This is a genomic window from Brumimicrobium glaciale (genome assembly GCF_004152935.1).
Classification (GTDB): Bacteria; Bacteroidota; Bacteroidia; order Flavobacteriales_D; family Crocinitomicaceae; genus Brumimicrobium; species Brumimicrobium glaciale.
Map to the genome: position 1 here is coordinate 37,241 of NZ_SETE01000006.1, position 24,981 is coordinate 62,221.

At 34.3% G+C, this 24,981-nt stretch carries 20 protein-coding genes; 16 read left to right on the forward strand and 4 right to left on the reverse strand.

Going from position 1 to position 24,981, the window contains the following annotated elements; genetic code table 11:
- Position 1: 1 nt before the first annotated feature.
- A complete protein-coding gene (locus ERX46_RS13685) occupies positions 2-1,204 on the reverse strand; it encodes a porin (protein WP_130094440.1) in 1,203 nt (400 codons plus the stop codon).
- A gap of 252 nt (positions 1,205-1,456) precedes the next feature.
- Between ERX46_RS13685 and ERX46_RS13690 the strand changes: the two genes are divergently transcribed.
- The 10 genes from ERX46_RS13690 to ERX46_RS13735 all read left to right on the forward strand — a co-directional run bounded on the left by ERX46_RS13690 (position 1,457) and on the right by ERX46_RS13735 (position 12,497).
- Positions 1,457-2,128 carry a response regulator transcription factor gene (locus ERX46_RS13690; RefSeq protein WP_130094441.1) on the forward strand — a complete coding sequence of 224 codons (672 nt, stop codon included), beginning with the start codon at positions 1,457-1,459 and terminating at the stop codon, positions 2,126-2,128.
- Complete coding sequence (locus ERX46_RS13695) at positions 2,128-3,177, forward strand: sensor histidine kinase (protein WP_130094442.1); 1,050 nt, start codon at positions 2,128-2,130, stop codon at positions 3,175-3,177. Before ERX46_RS13690 ends, ERX46_RS13695 begins: the two co-directional genes overlap by 1 nt.
- Positions 3,178-3,577: 400 nt before the next feature.
- On the forward strand, positions 3,578-4,900 hold the full coding sequence (locus ERX46_RS13700; RefSeq protein ID WP_130094443.1) for a 1-acyl-sn-glycerol-3-phosphate acyltransferase: 1,323 nt from the start codon (positions 3,578-3,580) through the stop codon (positions 4,898-4,900).
- A 160-nt stretch (positions 4,901-5,060) separates the two neighbouring features.
- On the forward strand, positions 5,061-5,471 hold the full coding sequence (locus ERX46_RS13705) for a toxin-antitoxin system YwqK family antitoxin (protein WP_130094444.1): 411 nt from the start codon (positions 5,061-5,063) through the stop codon (positions 5,469-5,471).
- The gene (gene dnaG, locus ERX46_RS13710) at positions 5,471-7,447 is read left to right on the forward strand and encodes a DNA primase (RefSeq protein ID WP_130094445.1); all 1,977 of its coding nucleotides are present in this window, start codon (positions 5,471-5,473) and stop codon (positions 7,445-7,447) included. The genes ERX46_RS13705 and dnaG overlap by 1 nt, the downstream gene beginning before the upstream one ends.
- A 10-nt stretch (positions 7,448-7,457) precedes the next feature.
- Positions 7,458-8,612 carry a mechanosensitive ion channel family protein gene (locus ERX46_RS13715; protein WP_130094446.1) on the forward strand — a complete coding sequence of 385 codons (1,155 nt, stop codon included), beginning with the start codon at positions 7,458-7,460 and terminating at the stop codon, positions 8,610-8,612.
- A gap of 271 nt (positions 8,613-8,883) precedes the next feature.
- Positions 8,884-10,551, forward strand: coding sequence for a formate--tetrahydrofolate ligase (locus ERX46_RS13720; protein WP_130094447.1), 1,668 nt, complete (start codon positions 8,884-8,886; stop codon positions 10,549-10,551).
- Between the two features lie 72 nt (positions 10,552-10,623).
- Positions 10,624-11,118: a peptide-methionine (S)-S-oxide reductase MsrA gene (msrA, locus tag ERX46_RS13725; RefSeq protein ID WP_130094448.1), complete on the forward strand. Its 495-nt coding sequence runs from the start codon at positions 10,624-10,626 to the stop codon at positions 11,116-11,118.
- Between the two features lie 464 nt (positions 11,119-11,582).
- A complete protein-coding gene (locus ERX46_RS13730) occupies positions 11,583-11,786 on the forward strand; it encodes a hypothetical protein (RefSeq protein ID WP_130094449.1) in 204 nt (67 codons plus the stop codon).
- 150 nt (positions 11,787-11,936) lie between these two features.
- Positions 11,937-12,497: a class I SAM-dependent methyltransferase gene (locus ERX46_RS13735; RefSeq protein WP_207214180.1), complete on the forward strand. Its 561-nt coding sequence runs from the start codon at positions 11,937-11,939 to the stop codon at positions 12,495-12,497.
- Positions 12,498-12,664: 167 nt separating this feature from the next.
- Here ERX46_RS13735 and ERX46_RS13740 read toward each other — a convergent pair whose 3' ends face one another.
- From ERX46_RS13740 to rnhA, 3 genes are all read right to left on the reverse strand, one after another.
- Positions 12,665-13,345, reverse strand: a complete 681-nt coding sequence (locus tag ERX46_RS13740) for an Abi family protein (protein WP_130094451.1) — start codon at positions 13,343-13,345, stop codon at positions 12,665-12,667.
- 257 nt (positions 13,346-13,602) lie between these two features.
- Complete coding sequence (gene recJ, locus ERX46_RS13745) at positions 13,603-15,336, reverse strand: single-stranded-DNA-specific exonuclease RecJ (RefSeq protein WP_130094452.1); 1,734 nt, start codon at positions 15,334-15,336, stop codon at positions 13,603-13,605.
- Positions 15,337-15,598: 262 nt separating this feature from the next.
- Entirely contained in the window at positions 15,599-16,057 is a 459-nt protein-coding gene (gene rnhA / locus ERX46_RS13750; RefSeq protein WP_130094453.1) for a ribonuclease HI, read from the reverse strand.
- 239 nt (positions 16,058-16,296) lie between these two features.
- On the opposite strand from rnhA, the gene ERX46_RS13755 reads away from it, so the two are divergent.
- The 6 genes from ERX46_RS13755 to sufB all read left to right on the forward strand — a co-directional run bounded on the left by ERX46_RS13755 (position 16,297) and on the right by sufB (position 24,967).
- On the forward strand, positions 16,297-16,911 hold the full coding sequence (locus ERX46_RS13755; RefSeq protein WP_130094454.1) for a TetR/AcrR family transcriptional regulator: 615 nt from the start codon (positions 16,297-16,299) through the stop codon (positions 16,909-16,911).
- On the forward strand, positions 16,911-18,236 hold the full coding sequence (locus ERX46_RS13760; RefSeq protein ID WP_130094455.1) for a TolC family protein: 1,326 nt from the start codon (positions 16,911-16,913) through the stop codon (positions 18,234-18,236). Before ERX46_RS13755 ends, ERX46_RS13760 begins: the two co-directional genes overlap by 1 nt.
- Before the next feature lie 14 nt (positions 18,237-18,250).
- Entirely contained in the window at positions 18,251-19,378 is a 1,128-nt protein-coding gene (locus ERX46_RS13765; protein ID WP_130094456.1) for an efflux RND transporter periplasmic adaptor subunit, read from the forward strand.
- Positions 19,379-19,382: 4 nt separating this feature from the next.
- A complete protein-coding gene (locus tag ERX46_RS13770; protein ID WP_130094457.1) occupies positions 19,383-22,859 on the forward strand; it encodes an efflux RND transporter permease subunit in 3,477 nt (1,158 codons plus the stop codon).
- Between the two features lie 314 nt (positions 22,860-23,173).
- Positions 23,174-23,497 carry a HesB/IscA family protein gene (locus ERX46_RS13775; RefSeq protein WP_130094458.1) on the forward strand — a complete coding sequence of 108 codons (324 nt, stop codon included), beginning with the start codon at positions 23,174-23,176 and terminating at the stop codon, positions 23,495-23,497.
- An 18-nt stretch (positions 23,498-23,515) separates the two neighbouring features.
- Entirely contained in the window at positions 23,516-24,967 is a 1,452-nt protein-coding gene (sufB, locus tag ERX46_RS13780) for a Fe-S cluster assembly protein SufB (protein ID WP_130094459.1), read from the forward strand.
- Positions 24,968-24,981 lie beyond the last annotated feature (14 nt).

Here is a 24,981-nt window from a genome sequence, read left to right on the forward strand (position 1 = left end):
ATCAAAATCCAATCTCTATTTGCACTCTCCAGGTCAAACCATCATCGAAATATCTATCCTGAATATATCCAACATCAGTTTGCACTTTCAAGCTATGATTTTTAATATATTTTGATGCTCCCAAAGTATAATATGTCCTAGAAGGCGCAGAGTAAACGTCAGACGATGACGATGTCTGCGTATATCTAGCTGCTATTTCGTAATTGTTTTTAAATAAATATCCAGCTTGCAAATTGATTGCTGAACCAAATTCATAGAATCCTGTAGGAATTCCCATTTGATCAATAACGTTTCGGTTATTGTCTCTTGTTCTTCTTAATGCATATTCTCCCATCACTGAAATTCCTTTGTATTTAAACATGAAATCAACGAAGCCAGTATATAAATCTTTAAACTGGGCATCTAGAGGTAAAAAGTTCCCTCTGTTTCCTCTCGTTCTCGAAGCTTTCCCGTTTTTATCTATTGCCACAGCAAAAGCAAGTTTCGGTTTCTGTTCTCGGTAAACATCACCTCCAACATACGCTCCTTTTTTCATGAATTCACCAAAAGGCATAATTTCAGCCTTTAAAGTTGTTTGATATCCTCCTCTATTTCCAGTAATTAAATTTCTCCCGTCGCCTTGTGTTAATGAAGCGGTTAAATACAAACCAAATTGTTTTCCTAAGACTTTGTCGTAATGTAAACTTGCTCCTATGTCTCTATCTAAAGTGAATATACTATTCAAAGCAGAACGGTCAACAAACTGCATATTGGCAGAAGAAACCAATCTTTCTCTGTTTCCAGCGAGTTTAAACTGACCCGCTTTTATCGAGAATCCTTTGTAGAAGTTCCATTTTAAATAAGCATCAAGCACTAAATTCCCTCCTTCTCCATAATAAGTCGCTCCACCATGGTCAAGATCTCGATTTGAAAGACCTAATTCTACTTTATAGGTTAGTTTCGGAGAATAAGCAAATCCATTGAACTTTAAACGCGCTCTTCTGATTAGAAAGTTAGATTGAAATTGTCCTATATCATAAAAGTCATCATTACCTACTCTCCAGTTTCCAGCAAACAATGTTTGAAATCGGAATGATGCTTTAATTCCAAATGTTGAATCTTTTGCTGTGTAGCGAAGTCCATCACCAAAGCTATAATCTTGCATTTGTGCTTTGGTGGATAATCCAATAAGTATGACGAAAGCAAAAAGTAGAAAATGTTTCATATTAAGTATAAAATAAATTATTATTAACATTCAAATATATGATAAATCCCTTTATTAATAGGGTTTTTAAGGTTTTAGAATGTTTAATTACACCTCAAAGATAAGGTTTGAAGCCTTAAAGGATAGTTTTTTAATCACGATTTAATAATGAGTTAACATTGTTGACTTTTTGTTAACCTAAGAGTAAAACTTACATCATACAAGAACGACTTTTCTGGAGTAACTTTGTTGACATAATGAATATGAATACCTATGAATAATAAAGCAACAATACTTTTCGCAGATGATGATCCAGATATCTTAGAAATGATTTCTTACAATTTGGAAAAGGAAGGGTATACGGTTTTTACCGCCGTAAATGGTGAGGAAGCAGTAGAATTAAGTGAGAAAGTGAAGCCAGATTTAATTTTGTTGGATGTAATGATGCCAAAAATGGATGGCGTTCAAGTCTGTGAAGCAATTCGCAGTAAAGATTTAGAAGTTCAACCATTGATCGCTTTTTTAACCTCTCGTGCAGAAGATTATTCTCAAATTGCTGGCTTTAATGCTGGTGGAGATGATTACATCAATAAACCAATCAGACCAAAAGTTTTGTTGAGTCGTATTGAAGCACTTTTAAGAAGAGCAGGTGGAAATACGCAACCAGAAGTAAATCAAGATTTAGTTCTAGATACCAATCGTTATCTCTTACTTTTCAAAGGAGAAGAATTATATTTACCCAAAAAAGAGTTCGAATTGTTATCCTTCTTGATGAAAAAACCTGGAATCGTTGCCAATAGAGATCAAATTTTGGCGGAAGTTTGGGGAGACGATACCATTGTTGGAGAAAGAACAGTGGATGTTCATATTCGTAAATTACGCGAGAAAATAGGCGACACTTACATTAGAACGATTAAAGGAGTAGGTTATACATTTAATGCTTAATGAAGAATATAAAACCCATACAAATTGTTTTTATTGGTGCTTTAACACAAGTTGTTTTGCTCCTCATTTTGTTGTTTTTATACCGCAATTTTGTTGATTTTATTCCACTATTAAATATCCTCATTATTGCATCTTTAAGTGGAGCATTTTCTTTTGGGATTAGCTTTTTCTTATTAAAGAAATTCATTCAAGAACGTTTGGATTTGATTTTCCGCATTATTGATCATGGCGTAAATGTAAATATTGATCAGCCAAAAATCGAAATGAAAAACGACGTTATTGGCGCTGCTGCGAATGCCTCAGTAGATTGGGCAAGTGCTCGGAAAATCGAGATTGCTAAATTGAAAGAACAAGCAGCTTTTAGAAGAGAGTTTTTAGGGAATTTAGCGCATGAATTGAAAACCCCAGTTTTTAGTATTCAAGGGTATATACTGACTTTATTAGAAGGTGGATTAGAAGACGAAAAAGTGAACCGTAAGTTCTTGGAAAGAGCTGCTTTTTCAGCTGAAAGAATGACTGATATTCTTGAAGATTTAGATCAAATCATGAAATTGGAAGTCAATAAAGTTGACATTAAAAAAGAAGCTTTTGATATTGTTAGCTTAACGAAGGACATTATCATTTCCTTTGAAGAGAAATGTCAGGAGGACGGAGTGGAAGTTAAACTAGCAGAAAAGTATGAACCCATTTATGTGAATGCAGATAAAGCGAAAATAGCACAGGTTTTTACCAATTTAATAGCTAATTCAATCAATTATGCTGGTGAAAATGGCAAAACTATAATTCGCTTTTATTCGATAAATCAAACTTTAATGACAGAGGTTTCAGACAATGGAATCGGAATTGAAGAAAAGAATATTCCACGATTATTTGAAAGATTTTATCGTGTAGAACAAAGTAGAAATAGAAACGAAGGAGGTTCCGGATTAGGTTTGGCAATTTGTAAGCACATCATCGAATCACACAACGAGACCATTGCCGTGAAAAGTAAACTTGGAGTGGGAAGTACTTTCACTTTTTCATTGAAGAAAAGTAGTAAACATAATTAATTACAATTAATGTTTAATTGTTAATTATTAATGGTTAACGGGTTGTTTATGAGTTTGTTATTTGTGTGTTTGGTACCTTCGATAGGCTCAGTCACCGAAGTGTAATCCGTTGACAGAGCCTGTCGAAGGCAATGTAGGCAAATGGAAAAACGTTTTGAAAAAATGAAAATAACATCAAAACAATTAGGTTGTATCTTAGCATGCTCAGTCACCGAGGTAACTGGAGTCAGCAATGAAATGCAATCACCGGAGTAGATATATATATGATTAATTCAAGAATCCTTGAATTCGTTAATCCTTCAATCCTTGATTCCTTGAATTTTTTAATTCCTGAATAATTCGTAATTCGTAATTGAATCATTCGTAATTATTTTTTTATTAACTTGTCAAAAACGACTTCATGCTCTATCGCATTTTAAAATTTATCATCGGTGTTGGAATTCGACTGTATTACAAAGAAATACGGGTGAATAACAGAGGCAATCTGTCTAATGGAAAAAAGCCAATGATTATTATCGCCAATCATCCGAATACTTTGATGGATGCTTGGGTGGTGGGAATGGTTTGTAATCAGCCCATATATTACATGGCGAAAGCGACCTTGTTTGATTCGAAATTCAAGCTCAAATTGTTGCGCAGTCTAAAAATGATTCCTATTAATCGCAGAGGAGAAGGAAAAGTTGAGGGAGTTGACAATAATGATTCTTTAAGCGAATGTTATAAAGTTTTAAGCGAAGGAAAAACATTGGTTATATTTCCTGAAGGAACATCTTACAAAGAGAAAGTTCTTCGTGAATTGAAAACGGGAACGGCCAGAATTGCATTAGAAACAGAGAAGTTAAACGGTGGAAAACTAGATTTACAAGTTGTCGCTGTCGGAATAAATTATTCTCAACCAGAAAAATTCAGAAGTAATATTCTAATTGATATTGACCAACCGAGAGGAGTTATGGATCACTATGAACTTTATCTCACCGAGAAGAAGAAAGCTGTTAATAATTTGACAAATCAATTTCGTGAACGACTAGAAAAAGTTTTAGTGACCACAGAAACCAAAGATGAAGAAGAATTATTAGATGATATTTACAAAGTATTAAACACAAAATATATTCATTCAGATGATAAAGGTGTGCAACGCCAAGTAAATGAGCTTAAGGATATCAAGAATAAATTAGATGAATTGAAATTAGTTCAACCTTGGCGAATTGATGAAATCAAGCAAAGCATAAAATCCATGGATTGGAAGTTGGAGAAAATGAGAATCCGTGCTGACTTTTTGGATAGAAAATTCAGATCTCGTCTTTTCTTGAGACAGATGTTAACTTCAGTAATTTTTATTTTAGTGGCAATGCCACTGGCAATTTTCGGATTAATTCATAACTATTTACAATATCTATTTACGGATTGGCTGGTTCCTAAACTCTCAAAAGATATTGAATATTATGCACCGCTTGCTATTCTGGTTGGAATAGTTCTGTATCCGTTAACATACTCTGGACTTGGGTTTTTAGCGCATTATTTATTCGCTTTTTCATGGTTAGGAATGATCGCTTATGTTTTGTTAATGCCGCTAACAGGAATGTTCACTTACTGGTTTTTTAAATACCTAAAACACATCAGCTATAAGTGGCGTTATATGTTTTTGATGGTGGATTCAAAAGATACTCTTCAAGATCTTCAAGAAGAAAAGAGGAGATTGAAAGAGTTGTTGTTTGAAGATTGAAGGATCTTGTTGGAGAGCGAAGCCAAATACTAGATGTTTGTTCTTTGGAATCTCTTTTTTTAATTTTCGTTAAGCAAAGCGTTCTTCCCCTCCACATTTCATTTCATTCATTCAATAAATAACGTATTTTTGTTCAATAATAATTTGAAACAGTAAAATGATGAAAAAGTATTTATTCTTGGTGTTGATTTTAATGGTTTTTACGGCTTGTTCTGAAGAAGAAAAACCGAAGAGACCAGAAGTGAAAATGGAATATAGACCATTGGTTACTGAGGACGATAATGGGAAATACATGGAATGGTATCCTGGTCACAAGCAATTGAAAATGACAGGAAGAAATAACAAAAATGGCGAACGCGTTGGGATTTGGAAATATTATTCTGAACGCGGTGTTGAGTTGTCCATCACTGTTTACAATAATGGTTTAAGAGATGGTCACACCGTTGTAAAATATCCGAATGGCGCAGTTCATTATTCTGGAGAATACTTAAATGATGAGCCAATTGGAGTTTGGAAATTTTATAACGAAGAAGGTCAATTAATTGATACAAAAGATTATTCAAATTTATAATGTCTAGAATTCCTTCACATATCATTGATGAAATCATGAACACTGCTCGTATTGAGGAGGTGATTGGTGAGTATGTGCAATTGAAAAAATCTGGATCAAATTATAAAGGATTAAGTCCATTTACCGAAGAGCGAACGCCTTCTTTTATGGTCAGTCCAGCGAAACAAATTTTTAAATGTTTTTCAACTGGAAAAGGAGGGACAGCTGTTTCATTCTTGATGGAATTGGAGCAATTTAGCTATCCTGAGGCTTTGCGATGGTTGGCGGAAAGGTACAATATTCAACTGCCAGAGGAAAAACCTTTAACTCAAGAAGAGCAGGAAGAACTTTCTGAAAGAGAAAGTTTGCAAATTATTAATTCCTATGCGAGGGATTTTTTTGCAGACACAATAAAGACTTCTTCTGAAGGAAAAACGATTGGCTTTTCTTATTTCAAAGAACGTGGTTTTACAGAAGCTACGATTGATAAATTTCAATTGGGTTATTGTCCTAGAAGCGAAAAGTCTTTTACGGAAACAGCAATTGAAAAAGGATACAAACAAAAATATTTAGAACAACTTGGCTTAACAAAAACCAGTAACGATAGAAGATTTGATTTTTTCAGTGGGAGGGTAATGTTTCCCATTCATTCCGTATCTGGAAAAGTGCTTGGTTTTGGAGGAAGAACACTTCAAACGGACAAGAAAGTAGCCAAATATTTCAACTCTCCAGAAAGTGTTCTTTACGATAAAAGTAAAGTGCTTTATGGAATTTATTATGCCAAAAGTGAAGTCATAAAACAAGATAATTGTTTTTTGGTGGAAGGATATACTGATGTGATCAGTATGGCACAAGCGGGAGTTGAAAACGTGGTGTCGAGTAGTGGAACTTCTCTTACGAAAGGTCAAATAAAATTGATTCAAAGGTACACCCAAAACATTACTGTTCTTTATGATAGTGATGCTGCGGGAATTAAGGCTTCTTTCCGAGGAATTGACTTATTGCTAGAAGAAGGAATGTCTGTGAAAGTTTGTCTTTTCCCAGAAGGAGAAGATCCAGATTCTTTCGCGAAAAGTGTAAGCACAGATGAATTAAAGAAATATTTAGACAAGAATCAAAAGGATTTCGTTGGTTTTAAAACCGACGTATTGTTGAAGGGAACAGAAAATGATCCTATTCAACGTGCTAGTCTAATTAAGGAAATCGTTGGTTCAATTGCGCTAATTCCTGATGCTATTACGCGTTCAGTTTACATTAAGCAAACGGCCACTCAATTTGATTTAACGGAACAAACGCTGTTAACTGAGCTGAATAAAGTTCGCCGTAAACATCAAAATGACACCAGAGGAATTCCTAATCCAAGTGTGGAGGAGGAGATGGATTTTACTCCAAAGAAATCAGCACCTCAACCTGGCGAACATAAGAAACGAGATTTCTATGATCAAGAATTAGATTTGATTCGCATTTTAGTGTTGTATGGAAGTAGAGCAATTGAAATAGAAGTCGAAAACCCAGATGAAAACCCAGATGAAGACCCAGTTGATGAGAGTGCTGCAGAACTAATAATCTCTCAATTAGAGCGCGATGATCTTGCGTTTCATAATCCGCTTTTCCAAAAGATCTATGAACTTTGTCAACAAGGATTAAAAGATAATATTTTTTATGAGGCAGCTCGCTTTTTAAGAAATGAAGATCCTGAAATTGTGAATTTCGTAACGGATATTTTATCTCCTCGCCATGAATTGAGTAGACAATGGTTAAACACCTATAAAATTGAAACTACAGAGGAAATTCATAAATTGGCTCAGGCGGTAAAAGAATCTCTTTATGCCTTTAAAAATTCAGTAATCATGCGCAGAATTCAGGAAATTCAGGAGGAATTGAAGGAAATTGGAAATGATGAAAGTGAAAAATTAGTTGGATTAATTAAGGAACAAATGTCACTTGAGAAAATAAAAAGCGCATTTGCACATCAATTAGGCAGAATAATCGTTTAATTTAGTACCTATGTTATTATTTTTTGAATTTCAAATCGGACCCTATACTGCGACATTCTGGATTTTATTAATCTGGATAGCTACGATTATTCTTACAATTATTTTGAATAAGTTCATCAAGCGGATGCTGAAAAGGCATTTGAAAAAGCCGAACATTAAAATAAAAGGGACTAGAATCACCATTTTAAAAGTTTTAAATCAATTGTTGATTGTCGGTGCTTTTGTTGCAGGTTTCCAAGCTTTCAGAATAAGTAATAAAATTATTTCTATCCGAGAATTTTTGAGCTACGATATTATACCGAAAGTGGCTGATGGAAAGTTCCACATAAGTATGATGGATGTGCTTACAATTTTCTTCGTTTTTGCTATTTCTCGTTTTTTAATCAATATTTTTAGGCTTTATATCGATCGTCGATTCAAAGATAATGACGACTTTGATGAAGGTACCCGATTCGTTTATATCCAATTTGCAAAGTATATCATTTACGTTTTTGCAGTTATTTTTTCTCTTCAAATTGTATTCACTGATTTAAGTGGTTTAGTGGTCGGGTCCGCTGCTATTTTTGCCGCACTCGCTTTAGGTTTGCAAGGAATGTTTCGAGATATGGTTTCTGGGATTGTTTTACTTTTTGAAGGAACAATTAAGGTAGGAGATATCGTAAGATTATTCAGTCCAGTTACAGGAGAAGAGATTATTGGACGTGTTTTAAAAATCAATGTGAGAACAGCAAAGGTTGAAACACGAGACGGAAATACTTTAGTAATTCCAAACTCTTTGTTAACCCAAGATCAAATTGAAAACTGGACATTTAGTCCCGGTCATACACGTTTTCATATCACATTGAGGATTGCTTATGGAACAGATACAGAATTGGTTAAAAAACTATTAAAACAAGCCGCCTTAAGTCATCCAGAAGTAAGTAAAAAGAAACCTGTTACGGTAAGAATCTTGAATTTTGGAGAATATGCACTCGAAATGGAATTACTTTTCTGGGCCAATCAAAAATGGTTTGCTGAGTATTACAAGTCTGAAATTCGCTTCGAAATCGATCGTTTGTTCAAACAAAATGGAATCAAAATTCCTTTCCCTCAAAGAACAATCCATATGGCTAATGAAAACAGGCCGGAATACGATAACGTGAAGAATCCTGAGGTTGAGAAATAGGTTTAGGAATTCAAAAAGAAAAACATTGTTCGAAGATACAATGTAGGGACGATTTGTAAATCGTCCTTTTTATTATCAAGGTATTATTCAATTGATGAGATTATTTTTCTTGTTAGTTTAAAACAGTTCAACTAACAGAATTTCACTATTAGATTCATGACTTTTTACCGCATTCTAAATAGTTACACAACATATTCTTGAGTGAATATAATATCAATAGTATCTTTGTTTTTAGTTCGAAAAATAGACGCAATAAATAAAGATTCAAAGCATGACTGATATCCAAATAGCACAAAAAGTTAAAGCGAAACACATTAGAGAAGTTGCTAAAAAACTTCAAATAACCGAAGATCAATTGGAATATTATGGTAATGAAAAAGCCAAGTTACCTTTGAGTCTAATTGATGAAGAAAAGGTAGATCAAAGTAATTTGATATTAGTGACTGCAATTACTCCAACTCCTGCAGGAGAAGGAAAAACGACTAATGTTATTGGTTTAAGCGATGGACTGAATCTTATCGGTGAAAAATCGGTAGTTGTAATTAGAGAGCCAAGTTTAGGTCCTGTTTTTGGAATGAAAGGTGGAGCTGCAGGTGGTGGATGGAGTCAGGTTATTCCTATGGTGGATATCAACTTGCATTTTACTGGAGATTTTCACGCTATTGCAATGGCTAATAATCTTTTGGCAGCATTAATTGACAATAATTTACAGAGTAAGACTAAAAACTTAGGGATTGATCCAAGAACAGTGATTTGGAAGCGATGCATGGATATGAACGATCGTGCTTTAAGGAATATCGTTTCAGGTTTAAGCGGAAAAACAGGTGGAATTCCTCGTGAAACAGGATTTAATATTACAGCTGCTTCTGAAATCATGGCTATTTTATGTCTGTGTACTAATTTAGAAGATCTTCAAGAAATGTGCGGTAACATTTACATCGGAGATACCTTTGAAGGTCGCGCAGTTTATGCCAGAGAATTAAATTCATCAGGTGCAATTGCCGTTTTGTTGAAAGACGCTATCAAACCTAACTTAGTGCAAACTTTAGAAGGGAATCCGGCAATTATTCACGGTGGACCATTTGCAAATATCGCACAAGGAACGAATTCGATTATTGCCACGAAAATGGGAATGAGTTTAGGCGATTATGTAATTACAGAAGCTGGTTTTGCAGCAGATTTAGGAGCTGAAAAGTTTTTAAATATCAAATGCCGCAAAGGAGGATTATCTCCAAAAGCGGTAGTTGTAGTTGCGACAATTAGAGCGCTGAAATACCACGGTGGAAAATCTTTAGATAGTTTGACGGAAGAAGATGTGGATGCTTTGAAAAAAGGAATGCCTAATCTTGAAAAACACATTGAAAGTATTCAGAGTTTCGGACTTCCAGTTGTCGTTTCAGTAAATGCTTTTACTAGCGATACGGATGCAGAAAAAGAATTTATTTACGCACATTGTGAAAAGCTAGGAGTTGCTGTAGCCATCAGTAATGGTTGGGCAGAAGGAGGTAAAGGATGTGTTGAATTGGCTGAAAAAGTGGTTCTGGCGGCAGAGTCTTGTAACGCTAAATTTACTCCAACTTACAATTTAGAGGATTTACCTTTGAACAAAATAGAGAAGATTTGCAAAACTATTTATGGAGCTAAAGGAGTGGTTCTTTCAGATAAAGCGAAAAACCAATTAAGACGTTTTGAAGGTTTAGGATTTGGTAACTTACCTATCTGCATGGCGAAAACTCAAAAAAGCCTGAGCGATAATGAAAAATTACTCGGTCGACCAGAGAATTTTGAAATCCATATTCGTGAATTTGAAATCGCTGCTGGAGCAGGTTTTATAATTCCAATTGCAGGAAATATGTTAAGAATGCCTGGTTTGCCAGCAACACCATCTTCGGAGCATATTAAAATGGAAGCAGATGGCTCTATTGTAGGGTTGTTTTAATAAATCATTTTCCAATAATTGAACAAGAATCTTATATTGTTTGTTCTTATTGTAGAGAAAATATAAAATATTATGAGCAATACAAAGAAAGTATATATAGCAGGAGGTTGTTTCTGGGGAATGGAAGATTTATTCAGGGTTAGAAAAGGAATTTTGGAAACTGAAGTAGGATATATTGGAGGAGAAAATGAGAATCCAACCTACAAAAACCACCCTGGACACGCAGAAGGAATTGAAATTACTTTTGACAATAGTCAAACATCATTTAAAGAAATTCTGGATTATTTTTTCCGAATTCATAATCCAACAACGGTTGATCGACAAGGAAATGATATGGGAACAAGTTATCGTTCTGCAATTTTTTATCAAAATGATGAAGAGAAAGCTGTAGCGCAAGAAATGATTGAAATTGTAAATGCATCCAATAAGTGGAAAGCTAAAGCAGCAACTACTTTAGAAGCTTACACGACTTTTTGGCCCGCAGAACCAGAGCATCAAGATTACCTTCAGAAACATCCAAATGGGTATACTTGTCATTTTGAGAGATTTGAGGAGGGGTTTGTGTAGTCAGTAGTGAGTAATTAGTATTGAGTTGATACTCCAATAGGCTTTCTTGTTTGGAAAAACATGAAATAGATAATCAATTCTGAATTTCGAGAGGTCAAGTTTAACTTGCACTCTCGTTTTCTTTTTGTCTGAATTGATTTTTGTGGTTATGATTTGTTGTAATTTAGCGTGTATACAATTTAGGCCTCATAGTATTAGTTAGAAAAAGTGATGCTTTGAAAGCATAACTGTTTCAAAAAGGCTAAATGAAGTAGATAATTTGAATACTGATGGTGTTGTTTAATTAAGCACGAATCTGATATATAGAAAATGTAATGTTCTTGAAAAAACTTAAAATGAAGTAAATTATCGATAAGATTGAAGTTTCCGAATCTGGATTTCGAATAGTATTTAATGGCGAAGTCACAGAATTCGAATGGTCAGAGATTGAAAAATTAACTGGATTTAAGGTCGACAGGTTTACAATGGATGATATATCTTTAAAAATTGAATCTAAGTATAAAACATCTTATGTAACAGAGGAATTCGATGGTTGGCAAGTTTTTATTAATCAAATGCTATCGGAATTTCCACAAATAGATAAGGATTGGAATACGGTCATTACAAAACCTGCTTTTAAAAGGAACAAAACTGAATTGTATAGTAGAAGTGGAAAAGTTAGTCTTTAAAGGTCAGTCTGCAAAAACCTTCAATTTATAAGTTCATGTAAATCTAAATCTAAATCTAAATGTTTGCATCTTCGATAAAACAACAATGAAACACACCCCATCCCAATGAAATTCTACCAAAAACTATTTGCTTCAAAATATGATTCGTTTATGACGAACATAGAAAAGACATTACAACCTATTCGAAAAGAATTAATAGGAAATTTAGAAGGTAATATATTAGAAGTAGGATCTGGAACAGGTACTAATTTCGAACATTATAACGCAAAAGCAAAAGTTATTGCAATTGAACCTTCTTCTTTCATGTTGGATAAATCAAAAGCTAAACTTCCAAAACACACCCAAATTACCACGTACAATCTGGGAGTTGTTGATCAACGATTAGATTCAATTATAAAAAACAATTCGCTAGATTATATAATTTGCACCTTAGTTTTATGTACAATCTCGGATCAAAACTTAGCATTTAATAATTTCAAAAAATGGCTAAAACCTACAGGTAAGCTAATTGTTTTAGAACATATCCACGCCCAAAAGAAACCCACTAGACTATTATATAACCTAGTAAATCCATTTTGGAAAATTGTTGGTGATGGTTGTAATTTAAATAGAGACACAAATCTTTCAATAAAAAAAGCAGGCTTTAAAGTAGAAAGTGAGCACTACTTTAAACATTCATTAGATTTTTATCAAGCAGTTTTTACAGTTTGAATTTTTAAATATTTCTGATAATGTAGACCTTTTTTGATCTCAGTGCTTAGGTTATTGTTGTTGCTCTCCAGTTTCTACTCTCTCATTCCCGATAATTCTTATATCCTTCAACAATGACTGTGTACAAACTGCCTTTAAATTGATTTTCTCCTTTACGGAGAAGGGTATTAAATACGCATTATATTATCTACTTTATTTTGAACGTTATCAATACTTTCAAAAAAAGGAACCAAATCCGGTTCAATCCATTTTATTAACTCATAGAGCTTAATTCTAATAATTAGTGTTTCAGAGCAATCGATGTTATTGCCGCTAAAACATAATGGTTCACAATGGTTTACTCTATTTCTGAAATTACGAATGGAATCTAGTTTCGAATAAATACTAGCTCTATCTTCTCTTGAGGGTTTATATCTAAAAATATGAATTGGTTGTCCTCCAATTAATGAATAGTGATGAGAGAGAAATAGTGCTATCCAAAAACCGAAGTTTTGGTCTGAGATAATCTTCCCGCTAGATATTGGAACGCCTTTTCTATTTAAATTATTTTCTGTTTTTATAACTGACTTTCTTAAAAAGTAATGAGAGTGCGACAATGATCGATTTCTCATAAATCCATTTTTTTGATTTATGATCCATTCATTATCTGTGAAATAAGTTGATAGTTGTGAATTTAGGCTATTTCTTAAAACAACTTCGAATTGTGTTAAAATGGGGTGTATTGCTTGAGCTAAGCGAATATTTGCATTATATAGTCTTCTGGCCTTGTCCTTATCGTTAGCAGTAGCGCTAAGATATCTGTCCAATCTTGGCTCCGATAAATATTTATTTCTTAATTCATTTCTCATCTGTTTCGTTATTTGAAAAATCAGTCGTATATTTGTATCATACAGATTTAGTCAAGCCTCTTTCTTTATTGAAACGTAACTAAATAGAAGATATAAAAAAGGAATTCTTAATTGAGTTCCTTTTTTGTTTTCTCTCACACTCCTGTCCTGCATTTATCGTAATTACTCACACGCTCCCTTTTTCCATCATAGATTCTTCACTTTTAATTTTTCACCATACATTCTTCACTTTTCATTCTTCATTTTTAATTTTTCATTCATCCCCGATGAGAACGAATATCTTTCACCATCAACTGCGGAGTCGTCCTTCCTCTAAACTGATTCACCTCCAAAGTAAAAACCATATCAAAAGGACCGTTTTGCACAATTTGCAATGCTTCTGGACTTTTAAAGTAAATGGCTTCAATGTGTTTCTGAAATTGTGGCTGATACACTTTCATTTTTAAATGAACATCTTTCAACAATTTTGCATCATGGGCATAAACGTTCTTTGCCAAGAAAAGCGGCTTCATATTATCTGGACCGTGTGGTTCAAACTGACTCAAAACACGCATTAACCTTGGAACTTCATGCACAGATTCTCCCATGTTGAATAAACTATCAAATGAAAGTTCTTTTTCAATAATTTGTTCTGGAATCAAAGTTTCACTTCCAATAATTTTTCTTACTTCATCATCAAAGCAGTTTATAAAATCTTGTAATTGCTCATTTTTCAGAGTCATTCCGGCAGCAAAATAATGTCCACCAAAACGACCTAAATGTGCACTGCAATTTTCTAAAACATCATAAATATTTACCCCTTTTATGCTCCTAGCAGAACCCGTCCAAGTTTCTCCATCTTCAGATTGCGTTAAAACAATTGTTGGACGATAATAATTTTCAATCAAGCGAGAAGCAACAATTCCAATGACTCCTTTGTGCCAAGATTCGTGATAAACAACAGTAGTACATTTGTCTTTAAAACTTGAATCTCCTTCAACAATAGACAAAGCATGATCAGTGATTTCTTTATCTAAAGTTCTTCTTTCATCGTTGAAATCATGAATGGTTTTGGCAATTTCTCTTAATTCAGTTTCATCATTTGAAGTCATTAAGACTACAGCTTTCTTTGCATCATCAATTCTTCCAGCTGCGTTAATTCTTGGAGCAATTGTAAAAACGATATCCGTTAAAGTAAGTGGCTTTTCTCTTTTTGCCAAGTTCAACATGATGTCAATTCCGGGTCTTGTATTTTCATTCAATTGCTTTAATCCATATTGCGCCAATAATCTATTTTCTCCCGTTACAGGAACAATATCTGCCGCAATACTGATCGCTAATAAATCAAGATTTTGAAACAAATCCTCTTGATCCCAATCATTTGTAATCGCTAAAGCTTGCATTAATTTAAATCCAACTCCACAACCAGACAATTCTTTATAAGGATAATTGCAATCTGCTCTTTTTGGGTCTAAAACAATACAATCTGGCAATTCTTTTCCGGGTGTATGGTGATCACAAATAATCATATCCATTCCCAAAGAATTAGCTAAATCAACCTTTTCATTGGCTTTTATTCCACAATCTAAAGTGATGATCAAAGAAAATCCATTTTCATGTGCACTGCGAATTCCTTTTTCGCTGACACCATATCCTTCTTCATAACGATCAGGAATATAGTAAGCAATTGAGTCAGTCATTTTAGAAAGATATCCGTAAACTACCGAAATTGCTGTTGTTCCATCGACATCATAATCTCCGTAAATCAAGATTTTCTGACCTTCTTCCAAAGCAATATTCACGCGTTCAACTGCACGTTCCATGTCTTTCATCAAAAATGGATCATGTAATTCTTTTAGTGAAGCTCGAAAAAATGACTTAGCATCATCAAATTCTGTTATTCCGCGTTGAACGAGCATATACGCTACAACTTCAGAAACATTCATTTCGTTTTTCAAGTTTTCTACCTGAAGCGCATTTGGAGCGTCTTTAATAAGCCATTTTGTATTCATTTGATATTGATTTTATGAGTGGTCTTATTTAAGTTAGGAATAATATTGGGATAATCAATTAAAAATGAAAAATTAAAAATGAAGAATGTGAGTCTTGTGTGATTTTTCGTTTTGAAAAGTGAATTTTGCAGCTCCTTGCCTTCGACAAGCTCAGTCGGCGGGATTGTAGCTTGTTGACTAGCCTGTCGAAGGCAACAGTCGATAGCAACCCGTTAAACATTAATAATTAAACATTAATTTTTCACTTTTCATTTATAATTTTTCATTTAATACTATTCTCATACCCCTCATCAATCAAAAGATTCTTCCCATCCGCTGCATTAAAAGCTAAAACATCACATCTTTCATTTTCAGCATGACCAGCGTGGCCTTTTACCCAAACGAATTTTGGTTTGTAAATCGGGTGAAGTTTTAAATAGCGTTTCCACAGATCCACATTCTTTTTGTCTTTAAAACCTTTCTTTTCCCAATTGAAAACCCAACCTTTTTCTACAGAATCCACAACATATTTGGAATCTGAGTAAACAATTACTTTATGTTCAGCGGTTTTTATGGTTTCTAACGCCACAATAATTGCTAGAAGTTCCATTCGATTATTCGTAGTTAAGCGATAACCTTGGGATAACTCTTTTTCAAATCCTTTAAATTTGAGAATAGCTCCATAACCTCCATTTCCGGGGTTTCCTTTTGCTGATCCGTCTGTGTAAATTTCAATTGCCATGAAAACAAAGCTAAGTTTTTGCCTACAATATTGATAGGGTTTCCTAATTTTTATTTTTCTACTCCATTATTTAACAAGTGACAAGTGCTGTACTTTTGTATTTAAATGGTTGTTTTCTAGTGATAAGCGATTAAATGTGATAATTCATTCTACTCTTTAAATTAATAATTGTTAAATGATGGAAACTTTTAACGTGTAAATAGTTTCCATCGTTTTTATTTTAGTACTTTTGCGCTCCAATGGATAAGAAACGAAATGAAATAATTGATAAATCAGCAATGATTTTTTTGCGTCACGGAATTAGATCTGTGACAATGGACGACTTAGCCAGAGAGTTAGGGGTTTCAAAGAAAACATTTTACAACTATTTTAAAGATAAAGATGATTTAGTTACGCGCATTGTCAGCACCTTAATTGAACGCAACCAGGTTGCTTGCGAGATTGGAAGACTGAGATCGGAAACTGCAATAGATGCTTTGATGAATATTAGTGAGTCTTCTTCAAGATTATTTACTGAAATACATACTTCTGTTTTTTATGATTTGCAAAAATATTATCCAGAAGCATGGGGCATTATTAAACAACACAGGTTAGAATTTGTTAGTAATCAGATTACTCAAAATATAATTAGAGGACAAGAAGAAGGACTTTATATAGCGGAGTTAGATCCGAAAATAATGGCTGGAATTCACCTTTCAATTGTAAGTATGATGATAGACAGTGATATTTTTGAGGTTGAAGCGAATGAATTTGGATATTTATTAGAACAAGTGGTCCTGTTTCAATTGCGTGGACTAGTGAATGATAAAGGAAGAGAATTAATGGTTAAAAACATGAAAAATAAAGTAAAGTAATGAATGGTTTAAAAACACTTATGATTACTGTGGTTTTGATGGTTACACAATCAACAATAGCACAGAATTTCTCATTATTTGAGGCCCAATCGTATGCCTTAGAAAATGCAGAACAAATCAAGCGATCTGAATTAGATTTAGAATCGGCTAAAAAGCAAGTTGTGGAAACGCGAGCATTAGGATTGCCACAAATTAATGCGGAATCCACAATTCAACAGTTTCTTAATATTCCAACGCAAGTTGTTGATGGTGCTATAATGGGGCAGCCAGGAACAGTTGTTGAGTTTAGAGCAGGTCAAAAGTACAATGCAAGTGCAGGAGCTTCGGTAAATCAATTGATTTTTAACGGATCGTACATCATTGCATTGAAAGTTTCAAGATTTTATACTGAGTTCGTTGCAACGAGTATTAAAAAGTCACAACAAGATGTCTTGTCCAATGTAACGCAAGCTTATCAAATGGCTTTAGTAAGTGCAAGAAACAAAGCTTTCGTTGATACTCTGGTTGAATTAACAGAACAATTAATTAACAAGCAAAGAGAATTATATGATGTTGGATTTATAACGCAGGAGGAAGTAGATCAAACCGAATTTTCATTGTTATCTGCTCAAGCAAATTTAGTAATTGCTCAAACGACCTATGATAATGCATTAATTATGTTGAAGATGACAATGGCTTATCCGATAGATGGAGACATTACTTTGACAGAAAATTTAGATAATTTATTATTAGAAAAAGAGGTTGATTTATCAGGTTCTTATGAAAATAACTTGGAGTTAGATGTTTTAAGAAAACAAAGAACTATTTCAGAATATGATTTAAAAAACATCAAAATGGGGAACTATCCTCAACTAGGTGCTTTCTTTAATCACCAATACAATGCTTTTAGAAGTGAATTCAACCTTTTTGATTTCAACGAAAAATGGTATCCGCAAACTGTAGTTGGAATTAAGTTAACTATTCCAATTTTTGCTGGTGGAGAAAGATGGGCGAAAATTCAAAAAGCTAAAATTGTTGTAAAGCAAGATGAATTAAATATTCAAGAATTCCAACGTTCATTGGCTGCGCAAGAAATTCAAATTAAAAATGAACTAAGAAGCGCAAGAACTAATTTGCAATTGCAAAAAAAGAACATAGACTTAGCCCGTAAAATTCATGACAACTCTATGATCATGGCGGAAATAGGTAAAGAAAATAGTATTATAGTAACGCAAAAATACAATCAACTTGTACAAGCGCAAACGGGCTACGTTAATGCTATGGTAGAAGTCTTCAATAAGAAATTGGAGCTGGACAAATTATACAATCAATTAATTAGAAAATAACAGTAACAAGACCGATGAAAAAATACTTTAAAATACTGGTAGTATTAGGAATAATATCAACAGTAGCTGCATGTAGTCCAAATTCAAAATTGGATAAGTTAAAAGAAAAAAGAGCTTCTTTAAAAGTTGAATTGGTAGATATTGAGGGAAAAATCAAAGCCATGGATACCGCTAAGGTAGTAATGCTTCCTTTTGTTGAGAGCATGGCTGCTGAAGTTGGGGTTTTCAAGCACAAAATTACTGTCCAAGGTGATATTGAAACTGATAAACAAGCAATGATTGTTGCAGAAGCAAGTGGATTGATTAAATCTATTCTTGTAAAAGAAGGTCAGAAAGTTTCAAAAGGTCAGGTTCTAGCAAGAATTGATACAGAAATTTTAGCAAGTAACATCAAAGAGCTGCAAACGCAGTTAGATTTTGCAGAATACAATTTAGAGAAACAAAATCAATTGGTTTCTCGTGGTGTAGGAACAGAATTTGAATTGAAATCAGCGAAAAATCAGGTAGCTGGTTTGCGTTCACAATTGAATACTGTACAAACACAATCAGCTAAAACAATTGTAAGAGCTCCTTACAGTGGTGTTGTTGATGAAATTGTAACACACGAAGGAGAGATGGCAACAGCACAATCTCCAATATTAAGATTGGTAAACAATCAGGAAATGCGTGTTACAGGAAATATCTCAGAACATTATTTCAGAACGGTAAAGGAAGGAACAAATGTTGAAGTTTTTGTACCTACTTTAAAAGATACTTTCTTACTTCAAATTTCTTCTGTAGGAAATTATATCAATCCTACAAATAGAACTTTTAGAGTGAAAGCAGACATTAAAGACAATAATATGTTATTGCCAAATATGTTAGCAGAAATGCACATTACCGATTTAGTTTTAGACAGCGCGATTATCGTTCCTTCGGTAGCATTATTGAAGACACAGCAGAATGAGAGTTACATCTTTGTTTTGAAAAAAGACGGTGACAATTATAAAGCGAGTCAAGTGATGGTGGACTTAATTAGTCAGTACCAAGGTAAAGCAGCAGTTTCAGTATTGTCTAAAGAAATTAAAGCAGGTGACTTAATTGTTTCTGCTGGTGGACGTGGTATTTCTGATGGCGATGTTGTTAGAATAGAGAAAAGATAGGATAATGGAAGAGAAAAATAAAACAAAGATTTTTGGGATCTCAGAATGGTCGGTAAATAACTCCAAAACGGTTTTCTTAATTATTGCTATCCTATTTATTGGCGGGATGTTTTCCTACCAATCAATGCCAAAAGAAAACTTTCCGGAGTTACAGATTCCTGAAATTTATATAGGAATTGCAAAGCCTGGTTCGTCTCCAAAATACATGTCTGAAAAGATTGCAGAAGCAATTGAGAAAAAAGTTAAGACAATTAAAAAGGTAGATGAAATTACTTCAGATTCTCAACATGGTTATACAACCATTCGTGTGAAGTTTGATTTCGGGATTGATGTCAATGATGGATTAAATAAGGTAAAGGATGCAGTAGATCAAGCGAGAGCAGAAACTGATTTCCCTGAATTACCTGTTGAGCCAAATATCTTTGAAATCAACCCAAGTGATTTTCCTATTATGAATATCAACTTGAGTGGAGCGAGTCCGAAAGTATTGAAAGATATTGCCGAGGATCTGAAAGACTTAGTTGAAGATTTATCTGAAATTAATGAAGTAAATATTCGTGGAGTTCAAGAGGAGGAAATGCGTATCGATGTGGACAGATTGAAGGCGGAAGCAGTTCAGGTTTCATTACAAAATATCGAAGATGCAGTTTCTTCAGAGCACGCTACTATTTCAGGTGGAGAAATCTTAATGAATGGAATGCGTAAAACCATTATGATTGATGGTGAATTCCAAAACGCAAGAGAATTAGGTGAAATCATTGTCAAGCAAACAGATTATATGCCTGTTAAGTTGAAAGATATCGCTGATGTTTATTTTGGTGATGGTGATACAACATCTTTTGCTCGTGAGTTTGGTTCTCCTGTAGTAATGCTTGACATTATTAAACAAGGAGGAGAAAACTTATTGGACGCTGCAGATAAAATTAATGAACTTGTTCAAAAAGCAAAAGATGATAACGTAATTCCTAAAGGAGTAAACGTTTCAATCACAAACGACCAGTCAGATCAAACACGTGACATGGTTTCCAACCTTGAAAACTCAATTATTTTTGGGGTAATTTTGGTAACTTTGGTATTGTTGTTCTTCTTAGGTGCAAGAAACGCAATGTTCGTTGGGGTTGCAATTCCACTTTCTATGCTGATGTCATTTATGATTCTGCAAGTGATGGGAGTAACTTTAAATACAATCGTATTGTTTGCTTTGGTTCTCGCACTGGGAATGTTAGTGGATAATGGTATTGTGGTTGTGGAAAACATTTATCGTTTCATGGACGAGGAAGGTTATCCGCCATTCAAAGCTGCAATTCATGGTGTAAGTGAAGTGGCTTGGCCAATTATCGCTTCAACAGCAACAACTTTAGCAGCCTTTGTTCCCTTGGCAATTTGGCCAGGAATATTTGGTGAGTTTATGAAGTACCTGCCCATAACTCTAATTATCGTTCTAGGTTCTTCTTTGTTCGTTGCATTGGTGATTAATCCAGTGTTAACAGCGCTTTATATGACTGTAGAGCAAAAGAAACCTAAGAAAGTAAAATCACTTATTATTGGTGTTTCATTTATTGGAGTAGGATTTTTAATTGTGATGTTGGGTTCTGTTCTTTTTGGAAATATCCTTATGCTGATTGGGATTATAATGTTGCTGAATACTTTTGTGTTCTTCCCTGGTACAGTGGTGTTTCAAGGAAAGATTCTGCCTGTTCTTGAAGGGTGGTACAAAAACTTCTTGACATTTGCGTTAAAAGGTGCAAGACCCATTTACTTTATCATCGGGACGGTTGTAATGTTAATTGGTTCAATAGCTTTGTTTTATGTGAATCAACCAAAAGTTGAGTTTTTCCCTTCAAACCAAGCTAAAATGGCGAATGTTTTCATAACGCATCCAATTGGTACGGATATCATGGAAACGAACAAGTCTGCATTGATAATTGAAGCGAAAATCAATGAAATTCTAGCTCCATACATGGAAGGAGTTGATCCTAACAATGTGCAGAAAGCAGACCTTGTTCAATCGATTATTGCACAAGTTGGAAAAGGTACAAGTGAGCAAGGAATGGACATGGGGAATACACCGCACAAAGCGAGAATCACCATTGACTTTACTGAGTTCCAATACCGAGATTCTATTAATACAACGGGTTATGTCCTTAAAAAACTACAAGACGAATTAAAAGGGATTCTTCCTGCGGATGTTCAGATTTCGATTAAGAAAAATGAGATGGGGCCACCTCAAGAATCACCAATTAATATTGAATTAACCAACCTTGCTAAAGGAGATTACAAAGCGTTAATTTTAGTAGCAACTGACGTAAAGAAATATTTGGATCGTCAAAATGTTGAAGGTGTTGATGAGCTAAAATTGAATGTTGAAGCAACTAGACCAGAGATTCCAATTATTGTGGATAGAGATCAGGTTAGAAAACTGAATTCTTCTACCACACAAGTAGGTATGGCGATTAGAAAGGCACTTTTAGGTCAAGACATTGCAACGTATACGAAAGATGAAGAGAACTACGACATGGTCATGAGGTTTAAACAAGACTCTCGTTATGACTTAGACGCGTTGTTGGATCAAAAGTTAATGTTCAGAAATAACACAGGAGATATTTTAAATATTCCTATTCGAAGTGTGATTGAAGATCCTGAAGAGAACATTTCTTACACAGGTGTTGCAAGAGAAGATCAAACTTCAAAAGTGATTATTTCTTCTGATGTTACAGAAGGATTTAATGGTAATGAGGTTGTAGCAGTCCTGAAAGAAAAAATGTTGGATTACGCTAATGATGGAAATCTTCCAAAAGACGTAAGCTTTAGTTTTACTGGTGCGCAAGATGAACAAGCTGCTGAAATGGCGTTTTTAACAAATGCTTTATTGATTGCTGTATTCTTGATTTTGCTGATTATTGTAGCGCAGTTCAACTCGTTCTCTACTCCAGCAATTATACTTTTCTCAGTTCTACTTTCCTTCATTGGAGTATTCTTAGGATTGGCATTGAGCGGTCAAACATTCGTAATTATGATGACGATGATTGGAATTATATCACTCGCCGGTGTCGTGGTAAACAACTCCATTGTATTGATTGATTACACGAATCTGCTAAGAAGAGAAGGCCGCGATAAAGCAGGTCTTGAAGAAACAGATTTAGAATCTGACGAAGAAGTTGTAGCTGCGACAATCAAAGGTGGAGAAGTACGTTTGCGTCCTGTTTTATTAACAGCGATTACAACAGTACTTGGTTTACTACCATTAGCAATCGGATTAAACATCGATTTCGTTGGATTATTAAACGAATACAAACCAAATATTTTCATTGGTGGAGACAACAACATGTTCTTCTCACCAATGGCATGGACAATCATATACGGATTAACATTCGCAACGTTCTTAACCTTGGTTATCGTTCCGGCAATGTATTTAAGTTTGTACAGATTTAAAGTTTGGATTTACAAGAAAATGAAATGGACGTTGAAAACCAACGTGTAGTTCAAGAGTTTAAGTTTATAGGTTAAAAGTTATACTCAAAAATGCGGTGCTTCGATTCGGAGTGCCGCATTTTTTTTGAAAATTATCAATTATCAATTATCAATTGTCAATTACCATTTACCAACTACTATCTCGCATAAACCATGCTGATGAAGGCAATCGAAACCTTTTGAAATCCTACTTTTTGTCCGCTTTCTCAAAACCAGTAAAATAATCTAGTTTTTTGTTTGTCATATACCATTAATTGGGTATTTTTGCACAAGAAATATTGTTATTTAGATTTAATATAAATAACTAGAAAGGAAGTTTCAACTATGATAAAAGTAACAGAATCTGCTAAAAAACAAGCCATTCGATTAATGGAAGATTCGGGTGAACCGAACAGTTTCATTCGTGTTGGTGTACAGGGTGGAGGATGCTCAGGGTTAATGTATGAGCTGAATTTCGATACCGTAGCACAAGAAGATGATAAATCATTTGAAGATAATGGTGTTCGAATTGTCGTAAATAAAAAGAGCTTTTTATACCTCGTGGGTACAACCTTAGATTATTCTGGAGGATTGAACGGGAAAGGATTTATTTTCGTAAACCCTAATGCAGACAGAACTTGTGGTTGTGGAGAAAGTTTCTCTATTTAACAATTAAAAATTTCAATGATGAGTAATACTTATACAGAAGAAGATTTAGCAAAGAATCTTGAAGAACAAGATTATAAATACGGATTTACTTCAGATTTTAAATCAGATACAATTCCTGTTGGATTAAATGAAGATGTCATTCGTTTAATTTCTTCAAAAAAAGAGGAGCCACTTTGGTTGCTTGAAAAACGTTTGCAAGCCTATCGTGCTTGGACTACAATGGTGGAGCCAGATTGGGCTCACGTAAATTATAAAAAACCAGATTTTCAAGCTATTTCATATTATTCTGCACCAGGACAGACAAAGAAATACGAAAGTTGGGATGATGTTGATCCAGAAATGAAAGAAACCATGAAAAAATTGGGGATTTCAATGGATGAACAACAACGTTTAACTGGAACTGCAGTTGATTTTGTTGTCGATTCAGTTTCTGTGGCTACTTCGTTTAAGAAGAAATTGGGTGAATTAGGAATTATTTTCTGTTCATTCTCAGAAGCGGTAGAAAATCACCCGGAATTAGTTAAGAAATACATGGGAACAGTTGTTCCGCATACCGATAATTTTTATGCTGCTTTAAATAGTGCAGTATTTACAGATGGTTCATTCTGTTATATTCCAAAAGGCGTGCGTTGCCCAATGGAACTTTCTACATACTTCAGAATTAATGAAGGTGGAACAGGTCAGTTTGAACGTACTTTAGTTATTGCAGACGAAGGTTCTTATGTTTCTTATTTAGAGGGTTGTACAGCGCCAATGCGTGATGAAAATCAATTGCACGCTGCAGTTGTTGAGTTGATTTCACTTGATGATGCTGAAATTAAATATTCAACAGTTCAAAACTGGTATCCTGGAAACAAAGAAGGGGTTGGTGGAGTTTTTAACTTCGTAACAAAACGTGGATTGTGTGAAAAGAATGCTAAAATTTCTTGGACACAAGTTGAAACGGGTTCTGCAGTAACATGGAAATATCCTTCTTGTATATTAAAAGGAGATAATTCAATTGGAGAATTTTATTCAGTAGCCGTTACAAATCACTTTCAACAAGCTGATACAGGATCAAAAATGATTCACCTAGGAAAGAATACAAGCAGTACAATTATTTCGAAAGGAATTTCTGCTGGACAATCTCAAAATACGTACAGAGGTTTAGTTCAAATTCATCCAGGAGCTGATAACGCAAGAAATCGTTCAGAATGTGATTCTTTATTATTGTCTGATAGATCGGGTGCACATACTTTCCCATATATCGAATGTAAAAACAGCACAGCGAAAATAGAGCATGAAGCAACAACTTCAAAAATTGGTGAAGACCAAATCTTCTATTGTCAGCAGAGAGGAATTAATGAGGAAAAGGCAATTGGGCTAATTGTGAACGGATACTGTAAAGAAGTATTGAACAATATGCCAATGGAATTTGCTGTTGAAGCTCAAAAACTATTGGAAATTTCATTAGAAAATTCAGTAGGATAATACAATTAGTAAAA